Annotated in this window: 20 protein-coding genes; 16 read left to right on the plus strand and 4 right to left on the minus strand. The window is 60.7% G+C overall.

The genetic code is table 11. The features are described 5' to 3' along the window. From ACNFCJ_RS07975 to ACNFCJ_RS08025, 11 genes are all read left to right on the plus strand, one after another. On the plus strand, positions 1 to 658 hold a 658-nt coding region (locus ACNFCJ_RS07975; protein WP_416770703.1), incomplete at its 5' end, for a hypothetical protein. Further along, positions 655 to 918: a hypothetical protein gene (locus ACNFCJ_RS07980; protein WP_416770704.1), complete on the plus strand. Its 264-nt coding sequence runs from the start codon at positions 655 to 657 to the stop codon at positions 916 to 918. The genes ACNFCJ_RS07975 and ACNFCJ_RS07980, both read left to right, overlap by 4 nt. Next, a complete protein-coding gene (locus tag ACNFCJ_RS07985; protein WP_416770705.1) occupies positions 915 to 1226 on the plus strand; it encodes a hypothetical protein in 312 nt (103 codons plus the stop codon). The genes ACNFCJ_RS07980 and ACNFCJ_RS07985 overlap by 4 nt, the downstream gene beginning before the upstream one ends. Before the next feature lie 141 nt (positions 1227 to 1367). Next, entirely contained in the window at positions 1368 to 2543 is a 1176-nt protein-coding gene (locus ACNFCJ_RS07990; protein WP_416770706.1) for a hypothetical protein, read from the plus strand. After that, complete coding sequence (locus ACNFCJ_RS07995; protein ID WP_416770707.1) at positions 2540 to 3043, plus strand: hypothetical protein; 504 nt, start codon at positions 2540 to 2542, stop codon at positions 3041 to 3043. The genes ACNFCJ_RS07990 and ACNFCJ_RS07995 overlap by 4 nt, the downstream gene beginning before the upstream one ends. Before the next feature lie 10 nt (positions 3044 to 3053). Next, positions 3054 to 3500 (plus strand): hypothetical protein, encoded by a 447-nt coding sequence (locus ACNFCJ_RS08000; protein ID WP_416770708.1) that lies wholly within the window; start codon positions 3054 to 3056, stop codon positions 3498 to 3500. Between the two features lie 6 nt (positions 3501 to 3506). Then, entirely contained in the window at positions 3507 to 5318 is a 1812-nt protein-coding gene (locus ACNFCJ_RS08005; protein ID WP_416770709.1) for a hypothetical protein, read from the plus strand. Positions 5319 to 5320: 2 nt separating this feature from the next. After that, positions 5321 to 6265 (plus strand): hypothetical protein, encoded by a 945-nt coding sequence (locus tag ACNFCJ_RS08010; protein WP_416770710.1) that lies wholly within the window; start codon positions 5321 to 5323, stop codon positions 6263 to 6265. A gap of 35 nt (positions 6266 to 6300) precedes the next feature. Next, positions 6301 to 8592 carry a hypothetical protein gene (locus ACNFCJ_RS08015; RefSeq protein ID WP_416770711.1) on the plus strand — a complete coding sequence of 764 codons (2292 nt, stop codon included), beginning with the start codon at positions 6301 to 6303 and terminating at the stop codon, positions 8590 to 8592. A gap of 5 nt (positions 8593 to 8597) precedes the next feature. Next, positions 8598 to 9677, plus strand: a complete 1080-nt coding sequence (locus ACNFCJ_RS08020; protein WP_416770712.1) for a hypothetical protein — start codon at positions 8598 to 8600, stop codon at positions 9675 to 9677. Positions 9678 to 9747: 70 nt separating this feature from the next. After that, a complete protein-coding gene (locus ACNFCJ_RS08025) occupies positions 9748 to 11787 on the plus strand; it encodes a hypothetical protein (RefSeq protein WP_416770713.1) in 2040 nt (679 codons plus the stop codon). Here ACNFCJ_RS08025 and ACNFCJ_RS08030 read toward each other — a convergent pair. The 3 genes from ACNFCJ_RS08030 to ACNFCJ_RS08040 form a co-directional block, all read right to left on the minus strand. After that, complete coding sequence (locus tag ACNFCJ_RS08030; RefSeq protein WP_416770714.1) at positions 11784 to 12155, minus strand: hypothetical protein; 372 nt, start codon at positions 12153 to 12155, stop codon at positions 11784 to 11786. The genes ACNFCJ_RS08025 and ACNFCJ_RS08030 overlap by 4 nt on opposite strands. Positions 12156 to 12198: 43 nt before the next feature. Beyond that, positions 12199 to 12744 carry a hypothetical protein gene (locus tag ACNFCJ_RS08035; RefSeq protein ID WP_416770715.1) on the minus strand — a complete coding sequence of 182 codons (546 nt, stop codon included), beginning with the start codon at positions 12742 to 12744 and terminating at the stop codon, positions 12199 to 12201. Positions 12745 to 13449: 705 nt separating this feature from the next. Beyond that, positions 13450 to 13890 carry an Arc family DNA-binding protein gene (locus ACNFCJ_RS08040; protein WP_416770717.1) on the minus strand — a complete coding sequence of 147 codons (441 nt, stop codon included), beginning with the start codon at positions 13888 to 13890 and terminating at the stop codon, positions 13450 to 13452. A 95-nt stretch (positions 13891 to 13985) separates the two neighbouring features. On the opposite strand from ACNFCJ_RS08040, the gene ACNFCJ_RS08045 reads away from it, so the two are divergent. The 5 genes from ACNFCJ_RS08045 (at position 13986) to ACNFCJ_RS08065 (ending at position 23570) form a co-directional block, all read left to right on the plus strand. Then, the gene (locus ACNFCJ_RS08045; protein WP_416770718.1) at positions 13986 to 14153 is read left to right on the plus strand and encodes an Arc family DNA-binding protein; all 168 of its coding nucleotides are present in this window, start codon (positions 13986 to 13988) and stop codon (positions 14151 to 14153) included. Between the two features lie 70 nt (positions 14154 to 14223). Beyond that, entirely contained in the window at positions 14224 to 14484 is a 261-nt protein-coding gene (locus tag ACNFCJ_RS08050) for a hypothetical protein (RefSeq protein ID WP_416770720.1), read from the plus strand. Continuing rightward, entirely contained in the window at positions 14481 to 15374 is an 894-nt protein-coding gene (locus tag ACNFCJ_RS08055; protein ID WP_416770721.1) for an ORF6N domain-containing protein, read from the plus strand. Before ACNFCJ_RS08050 ends, ACNFCJ_RS08055 begins: the two co-directional genes overlap by 4 nt. Next, positions 15367 to 16185 (plus strand): hypothetical protein, encoded by an 819-nt coding sequence (locus ACNFCJ_RS08060; RefSeq protein ID WP_416770723.1) that lies wholly within the window; start codon positions 15367 to 15369, stop codon positions 16183 to 16185. Before ACNFCJ_RS08055 ends, ACNFCJ_RS08060 begins: the two co-directional genes overlap by 8 nt. Before the next feature lie 86 nt (positions 16186 to 16271). Then, complete coding sequence (locus ACNFCJ_RS08065; RefSeq protein ID WP_416770725.1) at positions 16272 to 23570, plus strand: LPD38 domain-containing protein; 7299 nt, start codon at positions 16272 to 16274, stop codon at positions 23568 to 23570. 8 nt (positions 23571 to 23578) lie between these two features. On the opposite strand, the gene ACNFCJ_RS08070 is transcribed toward ACNFCJ_RS08065, so the two are convergent. Continuing rightward, the gene (locus ACNFCJ_RS08070; RefSeq protein ID WP_416770727.1) at positions 23579 to 24808 is read right to left on the minus strand and encodes a tyrosine-type recombinase/integrase; all 1230 of its coding nucleotides are present in this window, start codon (positions 24806 to 24808) and stop codon (positions 23579 to 23581) included. Positions 24809 to 24833 lie beyond the last annotated feature (25 nt).

A 24833-nucleotide genomic window follows, 5' to 3' on the forward strand; every position in this document is an offset into this window, starting at 1 on the left:
TGTCACGCTGTCCGGCGCTGCTACTGGCACGCTAACTGGCACAGGCGCAGGCAACCGTGTATCGCTGACTTTTACCCCTACTGCCGGCACTCTGACGCTGACGGTATCCGGCAGCGTGACCAGCGCCATGCTTGAGGCCGGCTCCTTCCCCACATCCTACATCCCCACGACCACTGCCCAGGTCACGCGCTCTAGCGAGGTAGCAAAGGTCACGCAGCTGGCTCCTTGGCATAACGTCGCAGAGGGCACGCTGTATGCAGAGTTCTCCTATGAGCTAAACGCTCGACCGGGGACGGTCGCAAGTTTTGACGATGGGACAGCATCCAACCGCATCTTCATCGCCGGCTTCAGTAGCAACCAGCGGCTAAATGGGGCCGTCACAAAAGACGGCAATAACGTCTCGACCATCGTACTCAACGATGGGGTAACTTGGAGCGGCAAGGTTGCTTTTGGTATCCAGCAGGCCGACATGGCTGCGGCGTTCAACGGCGTGATGGGATCAAGCACCAATTATGTCGGCGCTTTACCCCCGGTAAGCCAGCTGAGCATCGGGGGAGGTAACACGGCGGCTGTGAGCAGGGTCAACGGCCACATCCGCTCCATCCGCTACTGGCCACGCCGTCTATCTAACGCCGAACTCCAGGGGATCACAGCATGACGCCCTTTTACCTGCAAACAGACACCGAAGCTGGCATGTGGGCGGCTCTCGACCAGTTGGGCTATGTCTCCGAGCATGAGGGCGAGCGGTACATCAATGTCGAGCACAGCATCATCGGGACGTGGTACGTCATCGACGGGGAGGATGCACAGGCGCTACCAGGGTGGCACTTCAACCTGATGCTGCCCGAGGTGCCCGCAGAGTGGCCTGCCGGGGTGACGCAGCACAATCCGCAGACGCCGTGGAGGATTTGGAGGTGAGAGGCAGCAGCAAGTCTCCCGCGCTGCTATCCCTGACACTCGCCGCCGTCTGTGCGCTTGCGCTGGTGATGCTCACCGGCTGCGACGATCAGCCGAAGCCGAAGATCAGCGAGGCACTGATCGTGGTCAAGATCGTGGACGCACCAGCGCCCGACTGGCCTTCCGGCTCGGCAGCGATCACTCGCGGATCGGGCACTGGTCTATCCACCATCGAGATACTGCGCGGCTACTACCCGGAGTGCGTGACGCACGAAGTCCGGCATGTGTTTGAGGGTAAGTGGCACGACCAGCGCACTACCTGTAGGTGATCGCTGGACAGGCAGCCGCCAGTGACATTCCGTAGCCCTCACAGAAGTGAGGGTGCGCAGCCTGACCCCCTGTAGGGTTCGCACCCTCGTTGAGTCCCACATCAGACTTGCGGCATCGATTCTTGCCGTGAGTTTGGCGCAATGCCTGCACCTACAACCCGCATCAGCAACTGGTCACAGGGCATTAACAACAGTGCCCAGCCTGACCGTTTGCCTGATGGTGCGGTGCGCAACCTTGTGAACCTCGATGCGTCGGCGGGTGGCACGCTTGAGCTGCGCGCACCGTACCGCCGTGTGCACGCTGGTGCGCTGCGTGCGTGCGGTGCTGCCGGCCGGAAGGTTATTGCGATCGGCGACACCGTTGCTGCCTACGACCCGATGACGGACTCGACGCAGCAACTGGCTGGCGCTGTTGGCCCTGGTGCCGTGGCGTGCGTCACGCATAACGGCCAGCTCTTCATTTCGACGCCGGCAGAGACCTGGCGCTGTGATGGTGCCCAGCTTCAGCCGTGGGGTGTGCCTGAGCCTGCTGTTTCTGTGAGCCTCGTTCCTGGGCCGCTGAGCGGCGTTGTCACTGTCGGCGTGACTGCGCTCGGCGCCGGCGGCGAGGAATCAGGCGTAGAGCCGTTCGTGCTCACGCTGAGCAATCAGTCGATTGTCGTCAGCAGCAGCGACCCGCGCACGCTGCGCCTGTACGTCTCGCCGCCGAACCACGAAACGCTCTATTACCAGAGCGAGCTGCGCGGGCAGGTTGTCGTCTCGAATGTGCGTGACGAGACGGATCGGCTTGTCACTGACGGGCTGCGGCCATTCCCGGCCTGCTCGATGCTGGCTTCGCATCACGGCGTCATCGTCGGGGCGTTTGACCGTTACGTGGTCATGTCGGAACCGATGATGCCGCACTTGCACAACCCTGTTGCTGGCTTCTTCCAGTACGCAAGCCCGGTGAATCTTCTTGTTGCCACTGATGGTGGTGTGTTCATCGGCACTGATGACGCGACGTTCTTCCTGTCCGGACTTGAGAACGAGCCGGCGCAGATCCTGGCGCTGAACATCGGTGCGATCGCCGGTACCGGCGTGGCGCTTCCGGATGGTCGCGCCGCCTGGTTCACCCGCTATGGCCAAGCCATCGGCGCCGCTGACGGTTCGGTGGCGCTGATCAACAGCGGCAAATTTTCCCCCGATCTGGCTGCCGATGGCGCGGCCGGGCTGATCGAGCACAACGGCAACCAGATGCTGGTCACCACCATGCGTGGCCCGATCCGCACCAGCGGGCTCGGCGTCGGGTTTCATCACTCCCTGGAGATAGACGAATGAAGAAGCTGATCGGCTTCGTGCATGAGCTCGAAATCGTTGACCGATTCGGCGAGGTCGTGTCACGCGAGCGTGTTTGCAACCGCGTGCCGAAGACGGCGCTGGATTTCCTGATCATGGCGCCGTTCGGCGATCACGCGCAGATCCCGAACGTCTACTGCGGCCTGTTCACCAAGAACTACATCCCGTCGGATGCGAGTAGCGCGGCAGATCTGCCGATCGCCATGGGTGAGTTCACGCAGTACGCCGAGGCCACCCGGCCGATCTGGAATCGCGTTTACAACAACGCCGGCACCTACAGCAACGACGCCAGCCCTGCCGAGTTCATGCCTGCGCAGGACGTTGGTGTTTATGGCTCGTTCCTCGTCTCTGCATCGGACAAGGGTGGCAACAGCGGTTTGCTGCTTTCCGCGGCCCGGTTCTCGAGCGTCGAGCAGTTGCGGGCGGGAAACGCCACGCGGCTGAAAGTCTCGCTCACCTATCTCCCCACTGACGTCATCTGAGGAATCAATCATGGCATTTCAATTGAGCACGGGTGCGCGCAATGCTCTCGCTGTCAGCGTCTCTCTCCGTGGCCTGCTGACTGGCAACGTGATTCGCATCTACGGCGGCCCGGTACCGGCTTCTCCTGACGACTCTGTCGGCACTGCAGTTCTGCTTTGCACGGTATCTGGCGGCGGCACTGGTGCCGGTATCGAGTTCGAGGCGGTTCCGCAGAATGGCGCTGTGGTTAAGCTGGCCTCGCAGGCATGGAGCGGCACCAACGTCGCAAACGGAACCGCCACCTTCTGCCGCATCTGCCCTGCCAGCGATACCGGCGCTGCATCCGGTACGGCTATTCGCCTGCAGGGAACTGTCGGGCAGATTTCGGCAGACCTTGAACTGAGCAACGTCGACCTGGCGAATGGTGCGCCTCTCGCTATCAACTCCGGCGTCTTCACCGTTCCTGCGCGGTCGTAACGACAGATGACCTATCGCCTGCAGCGAGAGCCAGTTGTCACGGAATACGCCGCCATCCCGGCGGTTCCGGCATCGCCTGGCCGCAATGTGTGGGTCAGGCAGGGGCCCATCATTGGCGAGATCTACTTTCCTAAGAGCATGATCGAGGAAAGAAAGCTACGGATCGTCGGCGGAAGAGTCATTGCAGATATTGGCACCCACATTGTTGTGTCGAACCCCATTTGGGAGGAGCTGACATACTATCCTCCAACCCCAGCTGTTGCAGGTCAGGGCCCGCGCACGATAGTTACAGGCCGATCCGGATGGGATGGCGGCGGCCGAACAGTCAAGAAGGTCAGGGCAGGCGATCGCTTCACGTTCAAGTTCAAGGGGCTAGGGATCATTGCTGGCCTGGCCCGGCCCGGGGCTTCGTACTCATTCTCTACTGCTCGGCATGCCTGGTACCGAAATGGGGAAAGGCTTGAGCTGATTGAGAACGGCCGTGTGGTGATGGTCTTTTCTCCGAACATCCCTGACTTTGCCTTTGAGTCGTGGACGTTCGGTGTTGAGCGTATTGCCGGTCTGATCCGCTACTTCTTCATTCCTGCTGAAGGTGCTCCGGCCAACATCGTTTATGCGTCGCAGGATGTTGGTGGTGATCTGGTTGGCATTGCTATGCCGTACACGGTCGGCGACTACGTTGACCCAGTTGGCGTGAGCGGTGAGGGCATCGGCACTCTCTACGCCGACATTCCTGCTGTTGTCGGGAGGATGTCGAGCGGCGGCTATGCGAACTTGGTAGGCGACCTCCCCGCGATAGTCGGCTCGATGGTGTCGGACTTGGTTGCGAAGGTAGACAGCTCGGTGCCGGCTGTGGCCGGGCGCATGGGACGGTGGTCGGCAATCGCAGGCGCTGTGCATGGCGTGGTTGGCCAGATGCGCAGCGAGCCGGTGCTGGTTGTGAACTCGATTTACAGCGTGGTCGGCGGTGTGCTGGGCGGTATGTCCGGCGTGGCTGGGTCCGTTGGCCGAGTTGCCGATGGCATACCGGCGGTGCTCGGCAGGCTTGAGCAGATCCCACATGGCAGGATTCGTGCGGATGTGGGCTACCCGGTCACTGGTCGTATGAGCGATTACGTTCAGGACGCCTCACTCAACGCCATATCAATTGGCTTCAGTGCCAGCTTGGAAAGTCCTCTGCTGCTGGTCAGTGTGGATGGTGTCGGGGTCGGCTGCTCGGCATCTATCACCGTCATCATCGATCTGGTTACCGCTGACGGCCTGCAGCTTTCTGACTCTGCGTCCATCGGATCTCTCGTTGAGCTGATTTCCCGCGAGGGGCTGTACGTCAATGACGGGCGCAGTGCGATCGCTCGGCGCGAGGCGTTGCAGTACGCGATCAATCTGGCCACAGGCGCGCCCAGTGTTTACCAGGGCTTCGACTTCCAGGGCTTCGTTTCTATCGATGGCGTGAGCTACGGCTGGCGCCAGGACGGCCTGTACCGGATCGGCGTCAGCGGCGATGACGACGTTGCCATTCGTGCGATGGTTGACTTCGGCGTGAGCGACTACGGCACAGCACAGAGCAAGCGCCTGGCAACGGCCTGGCTGGGCCTGCGCAGCGACGGCCAGGCGTACCTGCGCATGCGTGCTGATGATGGCGCTGAGCATGTGTACCGGGCAATTCAATCGCATGACACGCACCGCGCTGTGCTGGCTAAGGGCGTCACCGGCCGGCAGTGGTCTGTCGTGCTCGAAATCGAGGATGCCTCCTTTGCATCTATAGACAGCATGGAGATCGAGGTCGCGGTCTCTCAGCGTAGGTTCGGGTCGAGGTAGATATGTCCAGCATTGACAGCAACATCCAACAGCTATTCAAGATCGCTGAGTCGGCACTATCGGACGCGCGCCATCAAGCATCGCGCATTCATTATCTCACGCCGGCATTATCGAATGCCGGTCTGTCGTATACGGCGCCGACATCATCTGGTGCGACCAAGCCGGCGGCGTTGAGCGGCATGCTGTCAGAGGACGACAGCGCGGCGCGGGTGCAGTTTCTCGACCAAGAGTCCGAGAAGTGGCTGGACACCTATTTCCCCGAGCTGCAGGCGTGCCTGAAGAGCGAACCGGAACGCTGGCTGTGCGGAATCATCACTGGGCAGAAGCCGTTCGGCTTGAGCGAAGACGTGTTTCGAGCGGTATGGCTGCAGGCCCGTGACCGGGAATACCGAACTCGCAATAGCGCGTCGCAGCAGTTGCGTGGCGATTTTTCGCGGCGTGGCTTCTCGCTGCCGCCCGGCGCGATGATCGCGGCGATGAGCCGGGTAGAGCGCGAAGCATCCGATGCGATAGGCGCTGTGAACATTGCCCAGGCCATCCGCGATTCCGAGATCAAGCTGGATCTGCTGAAGTTTGCCGAAGAACAGGCATTGACGTTGAAGCGCGGCATTCTCAGCGCTCTGGCCGACTTCTACCGCACCTGGGTTGAGCTGCCGAACAAAGCCCTGGAGGAGTCGCGCCTGAAGGTCGCGGCCTATCAATCGCTCAACAGTGCGCTGAGCGACTACCACCGCGTTGAGCTGGGCTGGGAAGAGCTGCGCCTGCAGGCCGCAAACCTGCGCATGAACGGCCGGCTCGATGCGGACAGAATCCGTGTCTCGGCCGCAACTGGCGACAACCGAAATGCTGCGGTTGGAAATGCAGTGCGTGCGTTCGGTGATGTTGCTGCAAGTGCAGCGAACGCCGCCGGTACCATGCAGGCCAACATTATCTCGGGTGAGTCGTGATTCCGCGCACGCTGCGAGTGGCTTCGGTCACTGGCATGCGCTGGGCCGGTATCTTTCGAGGATTCGCGGCCAGGTTCGCGCAAACATGGGCGCGTAAGCCGGACGCGGCGCGCAGCAAGACAGATTTCTTCGAGGGGTACATAGCCAAACACTCGCTGGTCAGTGGGAGGATCACCACGCGCGTCATCGACCCGCCCGGCTATCTGCTGGGGTTCCCCGATGGCGTAGCGGAAGCGCTATTCATAGACCCGCTCCCGGCGTCGTTGCTCTGGCCGACCTACGCCAGGGATGTATTCGCCCCCGGGGTGCCTATTCCCGACGACCTCGCGCCCAAGCCTGACGACCCGTCACAGGTCACGTTCCAGTACCCGACCTCTTTGTACGGGGCGTCCTCGTTGATCAATGGTAAGCCGTGGTCAAATGGCCCGTGGTGGTTCTCGGCGGGGGCGCCCACTGACGATAGCGGTATTGCAGGGGGTACTGTTATATGCAACACCCCTTATCCTTCACAGGGCGCAGATCGGGCAACGGTGTTGGATAGCGTTCGACTGGCTGCGTACATCCAGTGGTATGCCAGCAGGCGTGGAGTGGTGCGCCCCACAGATATGCTGGGCCTGTACATCTATGAGGATGGGTTGCAGGCGTCGATGCCGGGCTACACCTTCGCGCCCAGGATGTACCCGACCACGGCCGTGGGCGGCAGTAACAGGCCGATCACTGTAAGGATGGCCAGGCAGATCGCTATGCCTGCTGCCGCGCGCGCTGGGGGCAGGTGTGCGGCAGCTATGGGAGTGACCACCAGTCCTGAGCGCACGACGTTTGAGCTGGGCTGCGGCCTCACTGGCGTGTATATGCCGATCGTCGCGACGGCGGGGCTGCAACTGATCGACGACATTCGCGATGTTACGACTGACGACATCCTGCCGGGCAGCGCCACGGTTGGCCAGTGGACGGCAGATACACCGTGGGTGCAGGAGTTCGCTAAAGAGGAACCCGTGCAGTGGTACAACCCGGCGACTGACGAAACCGAAACAATCGTGGTCGAGGTCAAGCACGTTGTCACGTACCCGCCTGGCGGAACCTACCTGTACGGCGGGCGTACAAGCGGCAACCCTGAAGATCCGCTGCAGTTGCCAATCCAGCTGCGCGACTACATGACCAATGATGTCGGCGTGCCGGCTATTGCGCTGATGGACGATCGACTTGATGTGGTCGTTGCGTACCGGGCGGCGACCCCATGGATTGACGAGCGAGACACGGACGGGACGGGGATCGACATCTACCCCGAACTGACCCCGGTCACCACCCAAATGCGCACGGGATTGGTGGTTATGTCGATGACCTACACCACCAGCGTGAGCGAGGAAGGGGATCTGGTTACCACTGTCGGTGATCCAGTGCTCGATCACGTTCGGCAAGACGTTTCTGGGGCGGTAGAGAACTGCTTCGAGGCACTGGGCGGCGACAGGGAGGATTTCCACCGTCTGTATCGAGTCCGGTGGGCGGGCAACGTGGGTGGGAAGTCAGTCGCACTGGTGTCGATCGTCAAGCACAAGCGCTGGGAAGAGCCTGCGACTGGAAAAATCCCTGCTGACGGGCCGATCATCCCGGCGCTGCCTGCCGCGCAGGTGCTGCTGACTGCGCAGAGTGGGATCAACAACGGGCACAGCGTCGATTGGCGCTACACCTACACGGCCCCGGATGGCGAAGAGGTCTACGGCGAGCGCAATTGGAACCTCGGAGCGTGCGTGCGCATCCCGGGGGACGATGACGACGAGGACTGGCTGTCTACCATAGGGGTGGGTGTACTGGTCGACGGCGTACTAACGGAGCTGGAAGCGCTCGACCTCGGCTGGAGCCTGATCCGCAGCCCGACGCGCGCCCGACTGCGCGAGGACGATTGGCGCTGGGAGAGCACGACCGCAAACATCGGCACCGTGGTTTCGGATGACTCCCTGGTGTTTGCTGCCTACGCGCTACCGGAGATCGAGGGCGAGCCTGTGCGCGTGAAACTGTTGCGGCTCGATGTTGACGGCCTGGACTTCACGGAGTTGCGTGATGACGCGCTGCCAACCAACGGATCGAGGCCAGCGGTTTCCTGCTATCAGCACCACGTAGCGCAGGAAGGGGCCGACGATGTTCTGCCATGCCTGATCTATCGGCTCGGCCACCAGACCGCCGGAGGATGGGCCGAACTATCCAAGGACGGGGGGAGCACCTGGCGCCGGATATGGGAAGGCCCGACATCGCCAGGGCGGGGATTCATGTACATCGGATCGCAACTATGGGCGCCCGAGTACACCGATACATTCAAGAACTACAGGTGACAGGCATGTTGGCATCTCTATCATGGGCAACGGCGACGGAATCCATAGGTGACTATGGGGCCTTTATCTCGGTGTGGGAGGACGATGGGGCGACGCTGCGATTCCACACCCGTCTCCCTTTCGACTCGGGTGTGCAAGGGAACCTGAGCCTATTGGTCTCGCCGGACGCCAGCATGATCTGTGTTTCTGACTCGTCTGGTGCATATCTTGTGAATGCGTCAAACGGCACTTTCTTCGCAGTGCCTGAGCTGTCAGCCGGTGCTGGGTCGAACGACCCATACCAGCAGCCGGTTGGCTGGTCTCCGGTTGGCGCGTTCGTGTCTGGAAAGGCTGACTATGCCTACTATCTTTCGCCCGGCACCGTTTCTGAGTTGCCCGGGCCAATTCCTGAAGTGGTTGGCACCCCTGGATTTTCTGTGCTGCCTCACCTTGGGATAATCATCGAGGGGCGTACCAACATACGCCATCCAGATGATGCGGTAATCACTGCAAGGGATCTATTCTCTGGCGAGCCATTCTCGTTGCCTGCCTGGGTGACAGCCGGGTTTATGCCAGGTTTGCCGCCAAATCCATCCAGATGGAGTGATACCGGATGGCTGGGGACTATTGTGGGCGCCCCATCAGCTGCGGCGATGCCCCTGGCCGGCGTCATGGGGGAACTGGACGGTTGGCAACTGCCGTTGGACTCAAAGGTGCTCACGCTCCCCACCGAGACGGGTCTTATCGTTATCGACTCCGCCGGCGCCAGGCACGTCACCACGACCGGAGACATAGACCGGGTTTACGCGGGGGTGCCTGGCCACACCAACTCCCTGACCGCCACAGAGAACGTGTTGTTCCGCTGGAAAGGCAGCACGTTTTTCCGCCCCGATGGGGTATACGTAATTAGAGCCGACACCGTCTACGAAATGCAGACCTCCGGCCCTGTAGTCGGGGTGCCGGCGTTTCTCAACACCCCGGCTCTCTGGGGGCCGTCGTTGTCCGACATGACGGTGTGGAACGTAGCATCCCCTGTTGAACTGTTTTCGCTACAGGCCGGAGCGTTCTGGCAGAACATGCGTTATGCCGGCGAAGTGATGGTTTAGCCCCCCTGTAGGGTTTGGCCAGTTAGCTCGCTTGGTAGAACATCCCACCATCATCAATGGGAGATAGGCAATGTACGGGCTTCCCAAGCGCAAGCATGCCGCCAACGGCGGATTGATCGAAGGGCCAGGCACTGGCACGTCCGATTCGATCAATAAGGACGTTCCGGAAGGGACTTACATTCTGCCGGCCGACACCACGGCTCAGCTAGGCCTGGGTATGCCTGGGCGTAAGAGCCAGAGTGCGCCTGCTCAGGAGCAGCCGCGGCTCGGTATGCCTGGTAAGCAGGTGCCGGTTGCCGTCAGTAACGGCGAGTACGAAATGCCCCCGCAGGACGTTCATGCGCTTGGCGCGGTGGTGCTCGACCAATTGAAGAATGCCACTCACCAGCAGAAGGGGTTCGGTTTGACCAAGGCGGTGATGGCTGCTGCGAAAGGGCAGCAGGCCGATGGTCCGCGCCAGTTCTTTGCCGATGGCGGTCTGGTTGATGACGAGCGCAAGCAGCGCCAAAGCTCGTTCGATATCACTAACACCCCAGGCCTTGGCCTGCCAAGGCCTGGCGCCACTACGACGCTTGCGCAGCAGAATGCGCCGCGCCTCGGCGTTGGTGGCAACAACAGCCAGGCGGCTCCGGTGCAAGCTGAGCCGCGCGCTGGCGGCTTTGGGATGCCGCGCCCTGGGCAGCAGCCTGCTACCACTCAGCAGCCGGGGCTGGGCATGCCGCGAAGCACCACCACGCCGACTGCTGAACGGGAAGCGCCGCGTCTCGGTATGCCGGGGGCTCGTAGCCTGCTGGATGTTCCGGCCGGCATCGGCCAGGCCGTGGCTGGCGCAGCTCAGGTTCCGATCGCTGCTGGTCGTGATGCGCTGCGCAATGTGGCTGCATATGCAGTTGGCGGCGACCCGTCGACCTTACCTGGCGGCGCCGCGCGATATCGCGACGAGGCTGTCAGTGGCGTGCAACAGGGGCTGGACCGTATCAGCGGTGCCACCGAAGGCCTGCGTGCAGCCGGTCGTGAGGCTCTTGGCGTGCAGCCGCGTGATAGTGCAATCCAGGCACCTGCCGCATCGCCTGCACCAACTGCAACCACCGGAGTGACTGCTGAGCGTATCCAGGGAATGGCGCGCGATGCTGCAGCCATGCTGCCTGAAGCATCGGCGCCAAGCGTTGACGCGCCGGAGTTCGTATCGCCTGCCGGAAACGGTTACACCCAGGCCGGCAACGGTATCGCCATGCGTACCGGTGTCGATGGCGCACCTGAGTTCACGAACGACAACGCTGCAGTATCTGGCGCCAGGACGATGCCTGCAGGCGGCATGAGCCGTGTTGGCGATGGCGTTGGTGGTGGCCTCTCCGTCGGTGAGCCGGGTGACGCACAGATGGCCATTGATCGTTTCGAGCGCGCCAACCAAGAGCGTGCGCAGATGATTCAGGCCAGTCGACGTGGCGAAATCGGCGAGGGTGGTGGACGGGTTACCGTGGTGCGTGACAGCTCCCGAGCACCCAGCAACAACGAGATTCTGGCTGCGCGACATGCAGAGCGGCAGGATGTAATAAATCAAAACCGCGAACAGTCGCAGCAGCAGGCGCGCGCTGGCGTCAGGGGTGAGCAGCGGCAAGCGGCGACGGCCGAGCTGGAACAGCAGCGCCTGCAGCAGCAGATCGCAGAGGGCGACCTTGGAGTGCAGGACCGCCAGCGCCTGGACCAGCTGCGGGCGCAGATCAACGACCCGAACCTGACCGAGCAGCAGCGCGCACAGGCCATGGAAGCCTACAACGCACTGTCGATCACGCCGGATGCCAGGCTGAAGGCACAGCAGGACGCCAACACCCAGCAGAATCGACTGATCGGCGATCTCTACAAGTCGTTCAGCAGCCTGCAGACGCCGCCAACCATCGGGGAAGGCGAAAGCGCACGGCCTATGTCGTTCGAAGAATGGCTACAGCCAGCACTGCGGGCTATTCAGGGTGGTGGGCAGCAGGGGCAAAGTCTGCCGCAGGGAGTGAGCCAGGACGCGGCGATCGCAGAGGCGCGTTCAGCGATCGCCAGCGGCGCCTCACGGGATGCAGTAAACGCGAGGCTTGCGCAGTGGGGGATAGGTCCGGTTTAACGGGCCTGTTTCCCAGGGATAAGGTCGTCGAATAAGCCTTGCTTGGGTGCTGGCGGCTGCGGCTTGTTATAGAGCCGCATGCACGCCTCGGCCATTACACGAACAGCTCCGGTATAGCGCGTGTCCTTGGCCTTGTCGTAGGTGCATTCATCGCCTGAGTCGTAGGAAGCGAAGAGGCCACGGCCGGCGCCTTGTTCAACTCCGGCCAGGCCGCCAGGGTACTTGCTCTGGCACACGCGCACGGCAGAGACGCTGGCACCGTGGTTTTGCACGCCGGGCAGTTTATCCAGCAGGCAGGTGGCGTAGTTCCCAGCCTGGGCCAGGCCTGAGAATGCGAGCAGGGCGACTATGGTGAAGTGCTTCGTCATGGCGCTAGACCAACTGATTGGAGGGCGCGAAAAGTGGAGTGGTCTAGCTGCCTTTTAACCGCATATAGGTAAGCACAGCGCTCACAGTCAGGCCAGCAATGCCTAGCATGACAGTCACCAGTAGCCCAACAACCCAGCGTCTGCCAGAGCGCGCCCTTTCTTCGTGTTGCTGAAGGGCAACTGACGCGGTTTCTTTGGCCGCAGCAACCTGTTCTGCCAGGTCGCTCTGTATAGCATGCAGCCTATCCAGCAGTTCTACATGTTTGCTGTGCTGTTCCTTCAAGATGTCAGTATGCAGGCCACGGATGCCAGCCTCAGTTACCTGAGAACTCTTGAGCAGCGCAATGTTGTCACGCATGTGACTGAGATGGCTCTCCATGACAGCCAACTTAGTGGCGCGCTCGGCACTTTCTGCCGCCATGCATTTGATCGAATCAGCAGCGGAATTCAGCGCACCTTCAAAAGTCGTCAGCTTGCTTGAATGCCCATTCAGCTCTTTTTGAATCCACTGGAGCTGCATGGAGGCTGAAGCGCCACCGCTCTCGACTGGTACGGAATCAGGAGTCAGGCCAGTAATTGGATGGCTCATAGATTTTCACCATGGCCCTGCAGCCAAGTCCAAAGATCTGCGTCGTGATAGCCCCAGTATGACTCAAAACGCACAATCACAAGGGAGCCAAACTCACCGTCTTGGATGGCTAAGGTTTCATACATGTCCTTCGGAGTCACGATGGTTTTGGAGACAAGGGCAACACTGCACGGAGCAACCTTCCTAGCCAGCACTGCCTTCTCAGAGGCCCTAGTCAGGACAGCTTGTGATCGAGACTCATCCGTGTGTGTTAGAAGAAACAGGGCCATTTCATTACCGTTCTAGAACTTAAAAATGGCTACGTGAAGCGTAGCCTTGCAGGCTGTTAACAACTGTAGTTGCTCGGTGGCGGGCTGTTGAGTATGAAGCAATCCTCCTGATCGGGGAATTCCGCGACTTGATCTCCAACCCTGACGCCTGCCTGTGGCGGAGCATCCATTCAGTGGCCTTCCCGGCCGTCTCTCGTTGCTACGTAAACCCGTTTGTATCAGCTATGTATTAGCTACGTGACCATTCTACGCATGCAAAGTGGCCCGATTAGCGGCTGCTAGACTGACTTGCGTGGTGGCTTGGCGCCATCAGATTAAGTACATAAGGCTTGTAAGCATATGCTTACAAAGTGGTGCCTGACGAAGTTTCCTACGTTGTGACCCTGGCGTACTCGCAGTGTTCATGTCGCTGGGCTGATACCGACCCCCTGTAGGGTTAGGCTCTTTCTGGCGGCCAAAGGAAGATCGTGACGGCAGCCGGCCCATCCCATTCAACCTCGTAACCGGCGTTCAGCAGTTCCTCGTCGATTCCATGCAGAAGGTCTGAGGCTTCTTCGCCGCTTAGACCTCCCTCAAGCTCGAGGTCATAAAACTCCGCACTAGCGGCGCTGTGCCCCATTGCGATGGCTTTGTTGATCGCCTTGATGATGCGTTGGCGCACGATATCTGGGATGCGCCGACGGGCGATCAGAGAGAGTTCCTGCGCTTTCTTGGCTGGAACCAGCTTCTCTAAGGTAACACCCTCGCCAAAGCTGGCTTCCAGGCGTGTGGTGATCTCCGCGTTCAGGGATCGATTATTGGCGGCCGCTGCTTCCTCAACCCTGGCTTTCAGGTCGGGCTGCATTCGCAATTTGAATTGGGGGTCATCTCTGCTCATGCGCCGAATGATGGATCACCGTGGGGTTGACAGCAATGGGATCACGGTGGTTTTATTGTGATGCGGGATCACGGTGATCCTTTTGTGGAGGCTACATGAAACGAAGAGACATAAGCCCGTTTGGGTTCCGTATTCGGCCTGAAGTTAAGGAGGCCGCCCAGCGTGAGGCGAACAAGAACCGCCGCAGCCTTAACTCTGAACTCGAGTTGCTGGTTGAAGAGGGCTTGGACGGGAGAAAGAAAAGTGGGAAATCTGAACGCTGAAAGGATGAAGCCCCAGGTGCTCGCAACACCCAGGGCTTCGGACGTGAACAACTTGGAAGGAATTCACCCGATGAATGCTAACGCAAAGTCCGTGGAATGCAACCTTGAGGACGCCACTACGCCGGAGGAGATATTCAGCCTGCCCGACAATGTGCCGCTGAATCAGGATGTACTCAATACCTTCCTCGGTCGGGCGATCGGCCTGGCCGTTGTGCTGCAGGGCGGTGACCTGCCTACCCATGAGAAGAACGTGCTGTGGCTGCTGGAGTCGCAGTTGAGCCAGATGAAAACCTATCTGGATCGCGCGCTGTGCGGTCGGGAGGTTGCATGATGGGAAGCCTCACATCCCCCACAGTCAGCATTTATGGTCAGCAGATCCCTATCGTTGAGTTCAACGGGCAGCGCGTCGTCACTCTAGCGATGGTGGATAAGGTGCATCAGCGGCCGGACGGCACTGCTGGTCGCAACTTCAGAGAGAACCGCCAGCGCTTCATTGAGGCCGAGGACTACCTGCTTGTTACTTCCGACGAAATTCGTCGGAACAGTCCCAACGCCATTCCAGCGGCCCTACGGCGTAACGATGTGATCTTGCTAACCGAATCGGGCTACCTGATGTTGGTTAAGAGCTTCACCGACGACCTGGCTTGGGAGGTGCAGCGGCAATTGGTGAAGGGGTACTTCACCAAGCGTGAGGTGCAGTTGCCATCCTTGCCCCAGTCATTCGCCGATGCCTTGCGTTTGGCGGCAGATTTGGAAGAGCAGAAGGCCAAGCTGCAGGTTGAGAACAAGCAGCAAGCACAACGAATTGACAGCCTGGAAAATCTATTTCTGCCAGGAGAGACACCAACGCAGTTTTGTAAGCGTCTTAACGGTGTCAATACTCAGCAGGTCAATGCGACCTTGTTGGAGCTTGGATGGATATATAACTCCGAACGCGATACTGAGCGCTCCCCCAAGTATCGTGTTGCAAGCAGGGTGCGCGACCGCTATTTGACAGAAAAGCCGCGAACCATTTCGGCTGAGGGCTGTGACTCTTTCATAAAGTATGACCTGCAGTTGTTGCTAGCAGGGGCGCAGCGTCTTCATCAGTTCTATCTCATGAACAAGCTACCAATGAAGAAGGGGTGGGATGGCGAGTTCACCATGGTGAAGCTGGTCGCAGAAGGAAAGATAGGAAGAGTGCTTTCTGGAAAGGATGCAGGAGGGCGCAACGATGAATAAGCGTCTGGAAGATAACCAGAAGCATCGCGCCATGTTCAGCTTGCCGCCAATTCAATCCAGCGACGAGACCGCCCTTGTGGCTCAGGATTTACCGCCTCAGAAGGTTGTCACAGGCGACAAAGAAGTTGATGCACTACTGTGGTTGCGGGAGGTGATTAGTACTGGGCAGGAGGGGCTTATCGCAATTGCTCTGGAAGCGGCAAAAAACATCAAGACCCCGTTTAAAGAGTTGGAGAAACGATATACGCAGAAGCTCATCAAAGACAATCCCGGAAATTGGGCCGCCGCTTTTTCTTCTTTTGGATTTGCTGATATTCAGGGGTTGGCAGAGCGATCCATTGAAAAGGAGATGAAGAGGCGAGAGGCGAACGCAAGATTTCCAGGGGAGACTATTTGGGACAACACGCCTGCCGAGGATTTCTGTGTAACTACGCTGAAGCGTTGCCCGAAATTTAAAGACTGCACTAACTATGATAAGGAGGCAGTTAAAAAGCGATTTTTAAAGCATGCCGATTTACTGCCCTTCACTCTCACGGACTGCTTGCATGAGCTTAATTATTGGAGCGACCTGTATTGGCTCCGTAACTCATTTGGTAGCGGTGATGGTCCGGATGAGGCGACTGTTCGAGAATGGTTTGTCTTCGGTCTGCTCGCCGAGATCAAGCCGCGTAGTCATGCCGAGGCTAAATTCGTACTCTGGTGGTTGCGTGAAAAGGATCGGAATGACCATCAAGAGTACGATGCTATCGTCAACAACCTTCTGGATCACCCAGGAATGGTTGTAGATCAGGAGTGCTTTTCAAGCTCTTAGCAAAAGCCACCCCCTGTAGGGTTAGGCCATATCGCCGCCGCCTCTGAAACTCCCGCTATCGCGGGAGTTTTCTTTTGGAGGGTGGTATGGCTGGCTTGTTCGATGACCTGATGGGTGGCGGCTCTGCAACTGCCGGTACTGACCAGCCCTCGGGTAGCGGGCTATTTGATGATCTTCGTCAGAAGCCAGAGCAAAACACCTCCCTTATCGGCGACCTGGGTACTGACCTGAAACGCGGCGTGCAGCAGTTGCCCGGCGTGGTCACTGGCCTGGCCGACGTAGGTGTCGGCGCGCTGACCGGCCGCCGTGTAGTCGACGAGACTGCCGACAGGATCGGTGAGGCGACTGGCTTCCAGCCCAGCAAGTGGCAGGAAGAGGCGCGTGACGAATACAGCCCGGCTCGCCAGGCTGGTACCGCAGAGATCGATCAGGCCTGGGAAGAGGGTGACGCCCTGGATATCGCCGGCGCATACGCGAGCAATCCGGGCAATGTCGCCGGCCTGGTGGCTGAGTCGCTGCCGCAGATGCTGGCGGGTGGTGCTATTGGCCGTGGTGCGCTGGTCGGTGGGCGTGCTGCTGGGCTGATTGCGAACCCGGCTACTGCCGGCCAGGCCGCACGGCAAGCCATTGTTGCTGGCGCTGGTGGTGAGGGCGCCGTGATCGCCGGCGGCACTATGGACCAGATCGATCGCGAGGTCGACCCGCGGCGCGCTGCCCTGGCGTCTGCTGGTGCTGGCGTAGCTGGTGCTGCCCTGAGTGGCTTTGGTGCGCGCCTTGCGCAGCGTGCTGGCCTAATCGACGTAGAGAGTGCACTGGCTGGCAGCGTTGGTCAGGTGGCCGGGCAATCGTCAGGTCTTGCCCGACGTGTTGCAGGCGGCGCGCTGACTGAGGGCGTGCTGGAAGAGCTGCCGCAGTCCGTTCAGGAGCAGATGCTGCAGAACTGGGCAGAGCGGAAGCCGCTGATGGAGGGCGTACCGCGCGCCGCAGTGGAAGGCACGCTGGCAGGCTCCGCGATTGGCGGCGCGGTCAACGTTGCACGCCGACCGTCTGAGCAAATGGGGCTGGACCCTGCTGCTGGCCCGCTGTCTGCCGCTGCTGCAACTGCCGTTGATGGCGCTCCAACTGGCAGCCAGACCCCTGTGCAGGATGCTGTGCGTCAGTCGATGCTCAGCGGTGCGCCCGATACCCAGCCTGGTGGTCGATACGAGCCGATCAGCCAGCAACTGGCGATCGCTCAGGAGTTGTTCCCGGCCGATCTGGACGAGAACGGCAATCTGCGATTCTACCGCTACAATCGCGACCTGCAGACGATGGTTGAGGTGCCAGAGGCTGAGGCTCTGGCCGCCGCACAGCGGCAACTCGACACCTGGGCGCAGCAGGGCTTCGACCCTCAGGACGCTCGCGGCCTGGATGAACTGGTGCCGCAGGTAGACGAACTGCCAACTCAACCGCCGCTTGCTACCGTCGAATCGGACACTGGCCCGCAACAGGTGGAGCAGATCGAGCAACCGCTTCCACTGCCGACGGTTGAGTCGGATACCGGGCCTATGCAGACCGAGCAGGTGCAGGCCACGCCAGTGGCTGGCGATCCGAACTTCGAGATCCGCGTGCAGAAGAACGGGCGCCCATTCCGTGGCGAACGAGACGTGCGCTTGCTGGGCCTGTTCAACCAACTGCAGCGCGAAGGCGAGAGCCCGATTATCGTCCCGCATGAAGGTGGGTGGGCTGTCGCTGTACCGCGGGAGCCGGTGCCGCCTCCCGCGCCGCTGGGCTTGCCTGCGCCGAGCACCATGGTGGTGGATAGCCAGGGCAACGCGCAGCGTGGTGCGACTGCGCCATTCGTTGAGCCGCGCGCCCAGGTTCGCCCCATCGGCGGGCCTGGCATGGAGCGGCAGGCGCCGGCAGCGCGGCGACCTGTCACGGACGTGTCACGTGACAATGGCCGTGACAGCGGCGTGACTTTCGCGCGTGACCTGCAGGGTGACGACCTCGGTAGTGGGTGGGTTGGATTCAACCAACAGTCCGGCAGCCTTGGCGTGCCGCGCGCGGACATGCCGCAGATTCGCGCTGACCATCGCGGGGCCATGGTCAATTTCATGAACGCCCGCGGCGTTACGCATGAAGAACAGACCGTGCCGGCTAGCAGCCTGCGCCCGACGCAAGCTGAGTTCAGCCCGGAGCGGGTAGGGCGCGCTGCTGCTCGGGAAGGTACCGAGCGCTCCATTCTGGTATCTGGCGACGGCTATGTTCTCGATGGCCACCACCAATGGCTGGCGCAACGCGAGGCCGGCGGCGATGTGAAGGTTATCCGCCTCAATGCGCCGATGGCAGATTTGCTGCCGCTGGCGCGTGAGTTCCCCAGTTCGTTCACTGATCAGGCGTCTCAGGAGGTGCAAGGTGCTGATAGTCGGCCAGGGCCTGTTAATGACCGAGCCGCAGGCGATACGCCTGCTGTGCCAGATGCGGCAGATAACGTGGCGCGAGAGCCAGTTGTGGCTGAACGGCCTGCCGCTGCCGGGCGATCGGCAGGAGCTGGTCGATCTGGTGTTCCTGCTGCAACTCAAGGGGCAGACGGACAGCGCGCACTGAGCGAGCAGCCTGCTGCTGATCAACCAGCGGCCAGTGAAGAGGCGGTACCCGCTCAAGCGAATGACCAGGCGCCGGCTCTGCCCGATATCCTGGCGACCCCGCGCAAGCGCTATATAGACCGCCAGGCCAAGGCCGCCGGCATCAAGAAAGGATCGCCAGGCTACGATCAGGCCATCCAGCGCCTGCAGGATCAGTACGAAGCGGACGTAGACCGCGCTTCGGCCGGCATCACCTTCGAGCAGTACAACGACCTGAACAGCGACAGCCCGGAAGGCGTGAACCGCCAGGCCTGGGAGGCGCTGCGGCAGGAGTTTGGCCAGCAGTACTCGCGCAACAGCTACCGCCGTGCTCCAGAACAAGGCCAGGGCGCCCGTGCTGGCCAACTGCGCATTGCTATGAAGGTGCTGACTGGCGCCTGGCAGAACGCACCGGATGTGAAGGTCGTGCAGTCGATCAAGGATCTGCCGACTCGCCAGCGGCAGCGTGTCGAGCGCGATGGCGCCTTCGACGTGGAAGGCATCTTCGCCGAGGGCCAAGTGTATCTGGTGGCCGACAACCTGCGCGACGCCCAGCATGCGGCGTTCGTCCTGCAGCACGAAGTACTTGGCCATGCAGGCCTGCAGGGCGCCTATGGCCAGCGCCTGACGCCGTTGCTCATGAGCATCTATAACGGCAATCCAGAAATGAAGGCCCAGGCTGACACCCTGGTGCGCCGCTTCGGCTACAAGCCGGCCGTGGCCATGGAGGAAGTGCTGGCCGATATGGCTGGCGCTGGCACCATCCAGCAGCAAGCGTTCTGGCCGCGCCTGGTGACCGCCATGCGCAACGCGCTGCGCTCGATCGGCTTCAACATGCGTTGGACTGAGGGCGATATCCAGGGGCTGCTGGCCAATGCCCGGGCCTATATCGAGAACGGCCGGCGCCGTGCTGGTGCTCGGGAGGCGTTCTCGCGTGATGGGCGCTCCGGCATGGGGGCTGAGATCGTCGACGAACAAGGTCGCCTGCTGGCGCCCAATGGGAAGCCGTCGAAATTGACGCAGAAGCAGTGGCACCAGGCGCGCGGCGAGAACTTCAAGCGCTGGTTCGGTGATTGGCAGGCTGTGGCTGCGGAAGCTCGCCTGGCGAATCTGTCGCCGATCAGGATCAGGGTTTCTGATGGCTGGCGCAATCTGAGCATCAAGGAACTGCGCGCAAAGGCGAAGCAGGCGCTGGAGGCCATCGTTAAAAGTCGTGTTCCGTTGATGAATGACGATATCGGCGAGGTGAGCATCAGCCGGAACAAAGGCGTCAACAAGTTTATAAGTGAAGGTGCTGATCCCGCGAAATTGCTGATGGCCGAAGACCTGCGAAGCGCTTTCAAGCGAGCGGTCTATTCGTCGTCAAGGGCCCCCAAGGATCCATCTGCAGAACCGAACGTTGCCGCGTTTGAGAAACTGCTGGCCAAGATCAGTGTTGCCGACACTGAGCTTGTTGCAATTTTTACTGTGCAGAGGCTGAAGGATGGCAGCGCGCAGTTCTATAACGCGATGCTTGTAGATCCAGAGATCAGGGAGGGGAGGGAAGAAACCCCGGCAGTATCTCCGCGGGATACCCCCATTGCTGGGGAACGCGCCACATCGGCCCATACCGGGGTCACCGACTTTGTACGCCGACCGCTGGAGCGCGTCAACCCAGGCGACGTGTCGAAACTGACGGACGGTAATGGCGAACCGCTCGTTGTCTATCATGGTTCGCCGAACGAGTTCTCGGTGTTCGATCAGGCGCGGGCAGGCGAGTCGACCGGGCATAGCATCGCCCCGCTGGGCATTTTCCTGACAGCAGACAAGCAGCATGCCCGCGGCCACGCCGAAAACGTGTCCGGTGGGTTGCCTGGCAACGCGACGGTTATGCCGCTGTTCACATCGATCAAGAACCCGTACCGCATGAGCGTGGCGGAATCGCAGAGCCTGGATTCCTTCGAGAAGGCGATCGCCATGCGGCAGCGGCTTGAAGGTGAGGGCTATGACGGCATACAACTCGGTGACACCGGTACCTGGGTTGCGCTCTACAACAACCAGGTAAAGTCGGCCACGAACAACACGGGCGCATTCGATCAGGTCGATCCTGATATCCGCTACCGCCGTGCAGGCCAGGGCACTGTCGACTTGCTCGATACCTTCACTGATCGGTTTGTTACCGGGAAAACTGCAGATGCCTTCCCTGAGCTGAATCAGGGCGCGCGCGACTTCTTGAACAAGATCGGCTCGCCGCCGGCGCTGACCAAGGCCAAGGAGTGGGTGCGCGAGCGTACCGATCGCGTGGCCACGAAGATCCGCCAGGGCGTGGTGGATCGCTATGCCGCGCTGAAGGAACTCGACGAGAAGCTGCTGGGTAAAGATTTCATTGATAACGCCATTCACAGCAGTTCGTGGGTGCTGGCGCGTATGTCGTCGTCGGCCTCTGGTGCGCTGAATGCGATGCTGACCACTGGGCGCCTGCGCTTCGACGGGAAAGAGCGGGTGATTACCCTGCAGGATGGCGACAGGACCGGCGGGCTTTCTGCCGTGCTGACGCAGTTGGGTTCGGCCGCAGAGGTGGAGCGCTTCATGGGGTGGATTGCCGCGAACCGCGCTGATCGCCTGATGCAGGAAGGGCGCGAGAACCTGTTCACCGCCGATGAAATTGCCAGCGGCAAGCAGCTGAACGGCGGGCGGACGGCGGACGGCAAGAGCCGGCAGATGCTGTACAGCAAGGTATTCAACGAGTTTCAGCAGTACCGTGACGATGTGCTGGCCATTGCCGAGGCGAACGGCATTATCAATGCCGACACCAGGGCGATGTGGAGTGACGAGTTCTACGTGCCGTTCTATCGGGTGATGGATGAAGAGGCCGCCGCTGGCGGGCCGCGCGCGGGCAAGGGGCTGAGCCGGCAGGAGGCCTACAAGAAGCTGAAGGGTGGCAAGCAGAATCTGAATGACCTGCTGGAAAACACCCTGATGAACTTCCACCACCTGATTTCGGCCAGCCTGAAGAACCAGGCCGCTACGCAGGCCATGGTCAACGCCGAGCGCGCTGGCATCGCGCGAGTGGTGCCGGAGAGTCGCCGCGATCCCAAGACCAGCACGTTCGTCCTGAAGGATGGCGAGCGTGTCTTCTACGAGATCGATGATCCCCTGGTGTTCGAGTCGCTCACTGCTCTGGCAGATCCTGGCTTGAATAACCTGGCGGTGCAGACCATGTCGGCCTTCAAACGGCTGTTCACCAACATGACCACGGTTACGCCGCAGTTCATCCTGGCCAACACCATGCGTGACCTGATGCAGGCCTCGGCGACCTCGCCGACCAGTAAGAACCTGTTCAAGAACCTGTCGCAGGGCGTTGCGGGTTACCGGGATGCGCGTACTCGGGCGGAAATGCAGGCCAGCGGCGGGGCGTTCAGCTTCGGCCACCTGTACGGCGCTGACGTGAACGAGGTGAAGGCCAGCTTGAAGAAGACCGTTACCGGTGCCGAACTGGTAACCGATGTGAGCATGGTACCGAAGCTGCTGCGAGCTGGCTGGCGGCGCTGGGGAGAGGTAGCAGACACCGCCGAGAACGTGAGCCGTGCGGCCACCTACCTGCAGAACGTCGATGACCTGGGGCGCCTGCGTGCTGCCTATGAGGCGCGCGACATTATGGACTTCAGCCAGCACGGGGCATGGCCGGCGATCCGCTTCCTGATTCGGGTGGTGCCGTTCCTCAATGCCCGCCTGCAAGGCCTGGACAAACTGTATCGCTCTGGCGTCAAGCCGGCGCTGTTGACTGCCATGGGGCAGGGTACCGCCAGTGACAAGCAGGCTGCTGCACGCTTCAGTGCAGTGACTGGCGCGCTCACGCTGGCCAGTATCGCCCTGTACCTGGCGAATGCGGATGATGATGAATACCGCAAGCTCGAGGATTGGCAGAAGGACGCCTACTGGTTTATCCGCATCGGTGACAATGCGTTCTTCATTCCGAAGCCGTTCGAGGTGGGGGCGATCGCTACCATGGCCGAGCGCGTGACAGAGCAGCTCGTCGACGACAAGGCGACCGGCAAGCTGTTCGCCGATCGCCTGAAAGACATGATGATGCAGACCTTCAGCTTCAACCCAGTGCCGCAGATGTTCCAACCGGTGATCGATATCTACTCCAACCGGGATGCCTTCACTGGTCGCGATATCGAAACAGCAGGCATGGAGCGTCTGAGCAAGGGGCTGCGCTCCAGGGACAGCACCACCGTGGCGGCGCAGGCCGTATCGAGCGCGAGCCGGGTGTTTGGCGATGAAACGCCGTTCGCGCTTTCGCCTGTGCAGGCTGATCATCTGATTCGTGGCTATTTCGGTACCGTGGGTGCGAACGCGGCCGGCATCATCGATACGGTATGGCGCGGAGCAACTGGCCAAGAGGCGCCGGACAAGCGCTGGAGCGAGTACCAACCGATTCGCCGCTTCTATCGCGACCTGGGCGCACCAGCGCCTTACACCCGGTACAGCACGCTGTTCTACGATGGGCTGCGCGAGGCGAACCGCATTTACTCGGACGTGCGCGAGCTGCAAGGGCTTGGGAAAACGGCAGAGGCGCAGGATCTGGCAGCCGAGAAGCGCGGCATCCTGGCGATGCGGCAGCAGCTCAACCGCCAGCAGCGTCGTATCAGCGAGATCAACAAGCAGATGGAGAACGTGCGCCGCTCTGACCGGGACGGTGCCTGGAAGCGCAAGGAAATCGACAGGCTCACGCTGATGCGCAGCCTGATCACTGATCAGGTCGGTAAGCAGATCGAGGCAGTGAGGGCGGACTGAGGGCCTGTTCAGGCCCTCTTATCAAGCTGGACCACGTTGCCGCGCTCGAGCGCGGCGAGGTAGTCGGCATACCACTGCATCATCGTGCGCCGTTGCTCAAGGTAAGTGGCCTTGTTGTAGATCCTGGCGACGCCTTCCTCTGCGTGGGACAGTTGCGCTTCAACGTGGTCTTTCGGGAAGTCGTTCTCTCGCAGAATGGTAGATGCGATGTGGCGGAAGCCGTGACCAGTCTGCATCCCTTCATAGCCCATGCGGCGAAGGGCCATGTTGAAAACCATGTTGCTCAGCGGTTTGGTGCGGTCATTCCGCCCAGGGAACAGCAGGTCGTAGGAGCCTGAGTACAGTTGCAGTTCCTTGAGCAAGGCGACTGACTGGGTCGACAGCGGAACGATGTGCGCCCGCCGTTTTTTCATCCGTTCAGCCGGGATTTCCCAGATGGCTTTGTCCAAGTCGATTTCGCTCCAGCGGGCTTCTCGTACTTCGCTGGGCCGCAACCCGTTGATAACCAGCAGGCGCAGCCCAATCCTGACTGTTTTGTTGTTGTAGGCACTGATTGCACGTAGAAGAGCGGGAAGCTGGACCTGCTCGACGTGGGCATAGTTGGTGGACTGCTTTTTCTGGAGGAACTTGTCGAGGCCGTCGACTGGATTGTTGATCGCCCGGCCGGTAACCCTGGCGAGGTCGTAAATCTCTTTACAGAATCGGCGCACGTTGCCCATCTGGTCGAGAATGCCTTTCTTCTCCATGGAGCGGAACAGTTCCATCCATTCCATCGGGGTGATATCGGCGTAGGGCCGGTTACCCATTCTCGGGAAGACATGCAGTTCCAGGGCGCCTATCACTCGCTTGGCATACCCGTCGCCCCAGCCTGCTTTGCGCGTGGCATACCATTCTCGCGCCAAGAGTTCGAACAGATTCTCGGATTGTGCCTTCTCTTCCGCCTCAACCGCTTTGCGTTGAGTGGAAGGGTCTATGCCTTGGGCGATGAGCGTGCGCGCTTCCTGAGCCTTGGCCCTGGCCAGGGCGCCACCAACGCTGGGGTAGGGGCCTAGGCCCAGCCAAGAGCGGACTTTCGAGCCTGGTTTCGAGTACCTTAGCTCCCAAAGCTTCTGGCCGGATGGCTTCACCCGAAAATACAGACCCTGGCCGTCGTGTTCGCGGTATGTTTTTTCTTCGGGTTCGAGGCTGGAGAGGGTGGTATCGGCCATCGGCCGGCGCTTGATTTCCGCTCGTTTCATGGCTGTTTGGTATGCTGGGTTATAG

The sequence above is a fragment of the Pseudomonas sp. NY15364 genome, assembly GCF_048068235.1.
Lineage (GTDB): Bacteria > Pseudomonadota > Gammaproteobacteria > Pseudomonadales > Pseudomonadaceae > Aquipseudomonas > Aquipseudomonas mendocina_D.

Coding starts and splice junctions, on each gene's coding strand:
- ACNFCJ_RS07980 (WP_416770704.1), top strand. CDS start 655: ATGACGCCCTTTTACCTGCAAACAGACACCGAAGCTGGCATGTGGGCG.
- ACNFCJ_RS08020 (WP_416770712.1), top strand. CDS start 8,598: ATGTTGGCATCTCTATCATGGGCAACGGCGACGGAATCCATAGGTGAC.
- ACNFCJ_RS07995 (WP_416770707.1), top strand. CDS start 2,540: ATGAAGAAGCTGATCGGCTTCGTGCATGAGCTCGAAATCGTTGACCGA.
- ACNFCJ_RS08000 (WP_416770708.1), top strand. CDS start 3,054: ATGGCATTTCAATTGAGCACGGGTGCGCGCAATGCTCTCGCTGTCAGC.
- ACNFCJ_RS08070 (WP_416770727.1), bottom strand. CDS start 24,808: ATGAAACGAGCGGAAATCAAGCGCCGGCCGATGGCCGATACCACCCTC.
- ACNFCJ_RS08025 (WP_416770713.1), top strand. CDS start 9,748: ATGTACGGGCTTCCCAAGCGCAAGCATGCCGCCAACGGCGGATTGATC.
- ACNFCJ_RS08015 (WP_416770711.1), top strand. CDS start 6,301: ATGCGCTGGGCCGGTATCTTTCGAGGATTCGCGGCCAGGTTCGCGCAA.
- ACNFCJ_RS08050 (WP_416770720.1), top strand. CDS start 14,224: ATGAATGCTAACGCAAAGTCCGTGGAATGCAACCTTGAGGACGCCACT.
- ACNFCJ_RS08065 (WP_416770725.1), top strand. CDS start 16,272: ATGGCTGGCTTGTTCGATGACCTGATGGGTGGCGGCTCTGCAACTGCC.
- ACNFCJ_RS08060 (WP_416770723.1), top strand. CDS start 15,367: ATGAATAAGCGTCTGGAAGATAACCAGAAGCATCGCGCCATGTTCAGC.
- ACNFCJ_RS08005 (WP_416770709.1), top strand. CDS start 3,507: ATGACCTATCGCCTGCAGCGAGAGCCAGTTGTCACGGAATACGCCGCC.
- ACNFCJ_RS08035 (WP_416770715.1), bottom strand. CDS start 12,744: ATGAGCCATCCAATTACTGGCCTGACTCCTGATTCCGTACCAGTCGAG.
- ACNFCJ_RS08055 (WP_416770721.1), top strand. CDS start 14,481: ATGATGGGAAGCCTCACATCCCCCACAGTCAGCATTTATGGTCAGCAG.
- ACNFCJ_RS08010 (WP_416770710.1), top strand. CDS start 5,321: ATGTCCAGCATTGACAGCAACATCCAACAGCTATTCAAGATCGCTGAG.
- ACNFCJ_RS08045 (WP_416770718.1), top strand. CDS start 13,986: ATGAAACGAAGAGACATAAGCCCGTTTGGGTTCCGTATTCGGCCTGAA.
- ACNFCJ_RS07990 (WP_416770706.1), top strand. CDS start 1,368: ATGCCTGCACCTACAACCCGCATCAGCAACTGGTCACAGGGCATTAAC.
- ACNFCJ_RS08030 (WP_416770714.1), bottom strand. CDS start 12,155: ATGACGAAGCACTTCACCATAGTCGCCCTGCTCGCATTCTCAGGCCTG.
- ACNFCJ_RS08040 (WP_416770717.1), bottom strand. CDS start 13,890: ATGAGCAGAGATGACCCCCAATTCAAATTGCGAATGCAGCCCGACCTG.